The organism is Flavobacterium sp. UGB4466 (assembly GCF_903469665.1).
Taxonomy (GTDB): domain Bacteria; phylum Bacteroidota; class Bacteroidia; order Flavobacteriales; family Flavobacteriaceae; genus Flavobacterium; species Flavobacterium lipolyticum.
The window spans coordinates 1-4,689 of record NZ_CAGKLC010000187.1; the positions used below are offsets into that span (position 1 = coordinate 1).

Annotated in this window: 4 protein-coding genes; all 4 read left to right on the forward strand. The window is 35.0% G+C overall.

The window, feature by feature from the left end; translation table 11 throughout:
• The first annotated feature begins 25 nt into the window (after positions 1 to 25).
• The 4 genes from JO950_RS21295 to JO950_RS21310 all read left to right on the forward strand — a co-directional run bounded on the left by JO950_RS21295 (position 26) and on the right by JO950_RS21310 (position 4,545).
• Entirely contained in the window at positions 26 to 934 is a 909-nt protein-coding gene (locus JO950_RS21295) for a type IX secretion system membrane protein PorP/SprF (RefSeq protein WP_202704441.1), read from the forward strand.
• Positions 935 to 936: 2 nt separating this feature from the next.
• Positions 937 to 2,886 carry an OmpA family protein gene (locus JO950_RS21300; RefSeq protein ID WP_202704442.1) on the forward strand — a complete coding sequence of 650 codons (1,950 nt, stop codon included), beginning with the start codon at positions 937 to 939 and terminating at the stop codon, positions 2,884 to 2,886.
• A gap of 277 nt (positions 2,887 to 3,163) precedes the next feature.
• On the forward strand, positions 3,164 to 3,586 hold the full coding sequence (locus tag JO950_RS21305) for an MgtC/SapB family protein (protein WP_017498662.1): 423 nt from the start codon (positions 3,164 to 3,166) through the stop codon (positions 3,584 to 3,586).
• Positions 3,587 to 3,873: 287 nt separating this feature from the next.
• The gene (locus JO950_RS21310) at positions 3,874 to 4,545 is read left to right on the forward strand and encodes a hypothetical protein (RefSeq protein WP_230001048.1); all 672 of its coding nucleotides are present in this window, start codon (positions 3,874 to 3,876) and stop codon (positions 4,543 to 4,545) included.
• The last annotated feature ends 144 nt before the right edge of the window (positions 4,546 to 4,689 follow it).

The window sequence follows — 4,689 nt, forward strand, 5'->3', positions numbered from 1 at the left end:
AAGCCATTCTTTAAAAATAAAATAAATGAAAAAATTAGTTTTAGTTTTATTGTTTTGTTCTACTGCAGGTTTTGCCCAGCAAGATGCGCAGTTTACACAATACATGTATAATACCATCAATATAAATCCTGCTTATGCCGGTTCTCGCGGAGCTATGAGCATTTTCGGATTGTATCGCACCCAGTGGGTTGGATTGGATGGAGCACCCGAAACCAGTAGTTTTTCGTTAAATACACCCATAAACAATAATGTAGGTTTAGGAGTATCGTTAGTCAATGATAAAATAGGCCCTACAAATGAAAACAATCTGTCAGCTGATTTCTCTTACTCCATACAAACATCAGCAACCGCGAAACTTTCTTTTGGTATTAAAGGTTCTGCCAATATATTTAAGCTGGATCCTACAAAATTGACTCCGGAGCATCAGGGAGATCCTCAGTTTCAGGATTTTCAGAATAAATTCGCTCCCAATATCGGAGCCGGAGTTTACTGGCATACGGATAAAGCTTATGTGGGATTATCCGTTCCTAATTTTATTCAAACTACCCGCTTTGACGATAACGATTATTCAATCTATAAAGACCGTATCAACTATTATTTCATAGCAGGTTATGTATTTAATCTAAATCGTTATGAAACGATAAAATTTAAACCGGCTATAATGACAAAAATGGTCGAAGGTTCACCATTACAAGTAGATGCATCGGCAAATTTTATGTTCAACGATAAATTTGTGATCGGACTAGCTTACAGATGGAGCGCCTCTTTTAGTGCTTTGGCAGGATTTCAGATAACCGATAGTATGTATGTAGGGTATTCCTACGATCGCGAAACCACCCGATTGGTAAACTACAACTCAGGGTCGCATGAGATATTTCTGCGTTTTGAATTCTTAAAAAATTACAGCCGAATAACTTCACCTAGATTTTTCTAATTATGAAAATAAAAAAAATAGCATATACGGTCTTTCTGTCTTCCGTTTTTTTTAGTGGAATGGCACAAAAGTCAGGTTTAGACAAAGCTGATAAAAATTACAATCAGTATGCTTACATAGATGCAATTGCTACTTACGAAAAGGTAGCAGAAAAAGGATATAAAGAGGAAAAAATGCTCCAACGATTGGGTAACGCCTATTATTTTAATGGCGAGTTGGTGAGAGCATTAAAATGGTACAAAGCTCTTTTCGGAATGAATGATCAACAGGAATTTGAGTATTATTACCGATATGCTCAAACCTTAAAAGCAACAGGAAATTATACTAAAGCCGATAAAATATTAGAGCTTTTCAACCAAAAAGCAAGTACTGATAAAAGAGGATTGTTATTTGAAAAGAATAAAAATTATTTGGAGCAGATAAAAAACAATTCAGGGAGATTTGAAATAGCCGATGCCGGAATTAATTCAAGATACTCAGATTATGGAAGTTCTTTTTTAGATAATAAATTGGTATTTGCGTCTGCCAGAGACACGGGCGGAGTTGCCAAAGTAAAATTTAAATGGACCAATAAATCGTTTACAAATCTTTATTCGGCAGAATTAAACGCCGATGGTAGTGTAGGAATTCCGAAGCGATTTGAAAATAAGATCAATTCAAAATTTAATGAATCGACTCCTGTTTTTACAAAAGACGGATTAACGATGTATTTTACCAGAAACAATTTTCTAAACGGTACAAGAGGGGCAGACGACAAGAAAGTCACTTTATTGAAATTGTATAAGGCAAGTTATATAGAAGGTAAATGGACGAATATCGTTGAATTGCCTTTTAACAGTGATCAATACAGTGTGGCACATCCGACATTAAGTGTAGATGAAAAAAAGTTATACTTTGCTTCAGACATGCCGGGTACTTTTGGACAATCAGATTTGTATAGTGTGACTATTAATACGGATGGCAGTTTTGGTAAACCTGAAAACCTGGGAGCCGCAATTAATACTGAAGGAAGAGAAACTTTTTCTTTTATATCAGGAGATAACGAATTGTATTTTGCCAGCGACGGACGTCCGGGATTAGGAGGGCTTGATGTGTATGTTTCGACTATTAAAAAAGATTTGACGTTTAGCGAAGTTCAGAATGTTGGAGCTCCTATAAATACAAAAGTGGATGATTTTGGTTTTATAATAGACAGTAAAAGCAGAACCGGTTTTTTCTCCTCCAATAGAGATGGAGGGCATGGTTACGATGACGTCTACCGTTTTTCGGAAACCAGAAAATTGCCTTGTGAGGAGATTTTATCAGGGATTGTTATAGATGCCGAAACAAATTTGGTACTGGAAAACGCTAAAGTAAATTTACTTGACAATCAGCTTCAGATAATAGGTGAGGTAATAACCAGAGCCGATGGGAAATATAGTTTTAAAGTTAATTGTAATAAGGAATACTTTGTTCGCGCGGCAAGACAAGATTATGATACTAATGAATTACCTAAAGCGATCGATAAAACAAGTTTGACATTGCCTTTGAAAAGAACACCTCAAAAAGTGGTTGAAAAAACGATTGAAAAATTGATTGTTGGTGATGATTTGGCGAAAATTTTACACATAAAAATGATTTACTTCGATTTGGGTAAATCTATTGTTCGAAAAGAGGCGGCCATTGAGTTAGAAAAAATCCGTCAGGTGATGATTCAAAATCCAAGCATGAAAATTGATGTTCGCTCGCACACAGATAGTAGACAAACTCATGCTTATAATGAAAAACTATCCGACAGAAGGGCTAAAGCAACAGTGGCATGGCTTGTTAAAAAAGGAATTGCTGCTGATCGCATTACCGGAAAAGGATACGGAGAAACACAATTGCTGAATAAATGTGCTGATGGCGTAAAATGTACTACAGAAGAACATCAGGCGAATCGAAGAAGTGAGTTCATTATTGTTTCGATGTAATAAAGAGTTAGCTTTTTTAATAAAGTTGAGTTAATTAAATTGTTATGAAAAGCTGCAGGGTAATCTTGCAGCTTTTTTTTGTGCCGTACAAAAAGATTTGTTTTTTAAGGATAGAGATAAAAAATGATTGTATTTAATTTCTTAAATTTATTCTATTAAATGATCTGGAGAGAAGATTAAACAGAAAAAAATCTTCAGACCCGAGCGATAGCGAACTGGCGAAGCAATCTGCGTGAAAACATAAACCCAACGGTATCTAATATAAAAAACAATAACTTTGAGTACAACAGAATTCCTAACCCGACTTATAATCGCACTCTTCGCCGGACTAATTATTGGTTTCGAAAGACAGTGGCACCACAAAGAAACCGGTTTAAAAACCAATATGCTGGTAGCAACAGGAGCAGCAGCATTTGTTTTATTGTCGATTAAAGTAGCTGCAACAGCACCCAATATTGATGTAACCCGCATTACAGCTCAGGTTGTTATGGGAGTTGGCTTTTTAGGTGCCGGAGTTATATTTAGAGAAGGACCCAATGTACACGGTTTGAATTCAGCTGCTACTATATGGTGTAGCGCCGCTATTGGCTGTATTGCCGCATCAGGTTATTTCATAGAAGCTCTAATTTGCACATTTCTAGTTACAATCGTCAACACAGTTCTCGAACCAATCGAAAGATGGCTTCGAAATCGAAAATAAAGACCAATCTTAACTGTTTGTTAGATGTAAACACTGTTTGCAGTTTACAGTCACAGTTTACAGTTTACAGTTTATAGTTTACAGTTACAGTTACAGTTACAGTTTATAGTTACAGTTTAGAGTTACAACTCATAACTTATAATCCATAACTCATAACTCACATCTCCTCACCACTTATTTCAAATAAAGTACTATTTATTGCATCATTACTGCTGCTTGTTGATTATGAGTAATTAGCAGTAAATGAGTGTGTTAAATTTGCATCTGAATTTAAAGATGGAGTAAATATGAGAATGATAATTTTGAGTATTATTTGGTTAGTTCCAGCAGTAGTAATGTGCCAGACTGGTACCCCAAAACACCAGATAGATACGCATAAAGAAATGTCTATTATAGCATCACGTTTAGATCTAATTTGTAAAAGTAAAGAAATAATGATACCACGAACAACATTAAAAAGCAGATTTGACAAGTCTACAGTTGTAGACGGAGATACCAAATTTATTTTGGTTTTTAATACCGCAAAAAATACACAAATTTTGCCAGGTTATTATTATTGGTATGAAAACAAATGGAACAATCTCAAAAATCTGATTGAAGAAGACGGTTTACCTGAGGATAATGGAAAAGCAGGGGATCTCTTTTTTGACTATTCTACAAAAGATGTGTATTTTTTTAATGGATCGATGTGGCTTTCAATGACAACAAGTGATTACACTTTTTACGAGGCAGTATTTGAAAACAAAAGTGGTATTTTAAAATATAAAAATAGCTTAGGGGAAAAGGTTGTAATTGATCTTCCTCAGTTAGTACCTAACTTTAATTACCCAAAAACAATTTCACTGAATGCGGGAAAAGAAACCCTCAATTTTATTGACAATACCGGAAGGCTTACCGTTGTAAAACTTGATATTTTACTGGAGAAAAGCCGAAATACAAATGTAACCTCAATATTTTAAGTAAAGCCAATTCATAAGAATCTAATTAATTATATCAAAACCCGACAGGTTTCAAAAACCTGTCGGGTTTGTTGTTTTATAAGTGATTTGTATATCTGTGAAGCGTTAGATGTGAAATGCAAACTGAAAGACAGGACCATTATA

Excerpts from the sequence above, each read along its gene's own strand:
- JO950_RS21295 (WP_202704441.1), top strand. The coding sequence starts at position 26 with ATGAAAAAATTAGTTTTAGTTTTATTGTTTTGTTCTACTGCAGGTTTT.
- JO950_RS21300 (WP_202704442.1), top strand. The coding sequence starts at position 937 with ATGAAAATAAAAAAAATAGCATATACGGTCTTTCTGTCTTCCGTTTTT.
- JO950_RS21310 (WP_230001048.1), top strand. The coding sequence starts at position 3,874 with ATGAGAATGATAATTTTGAGTATTATTTGGTTAGTTCCAGCAGTAGTA.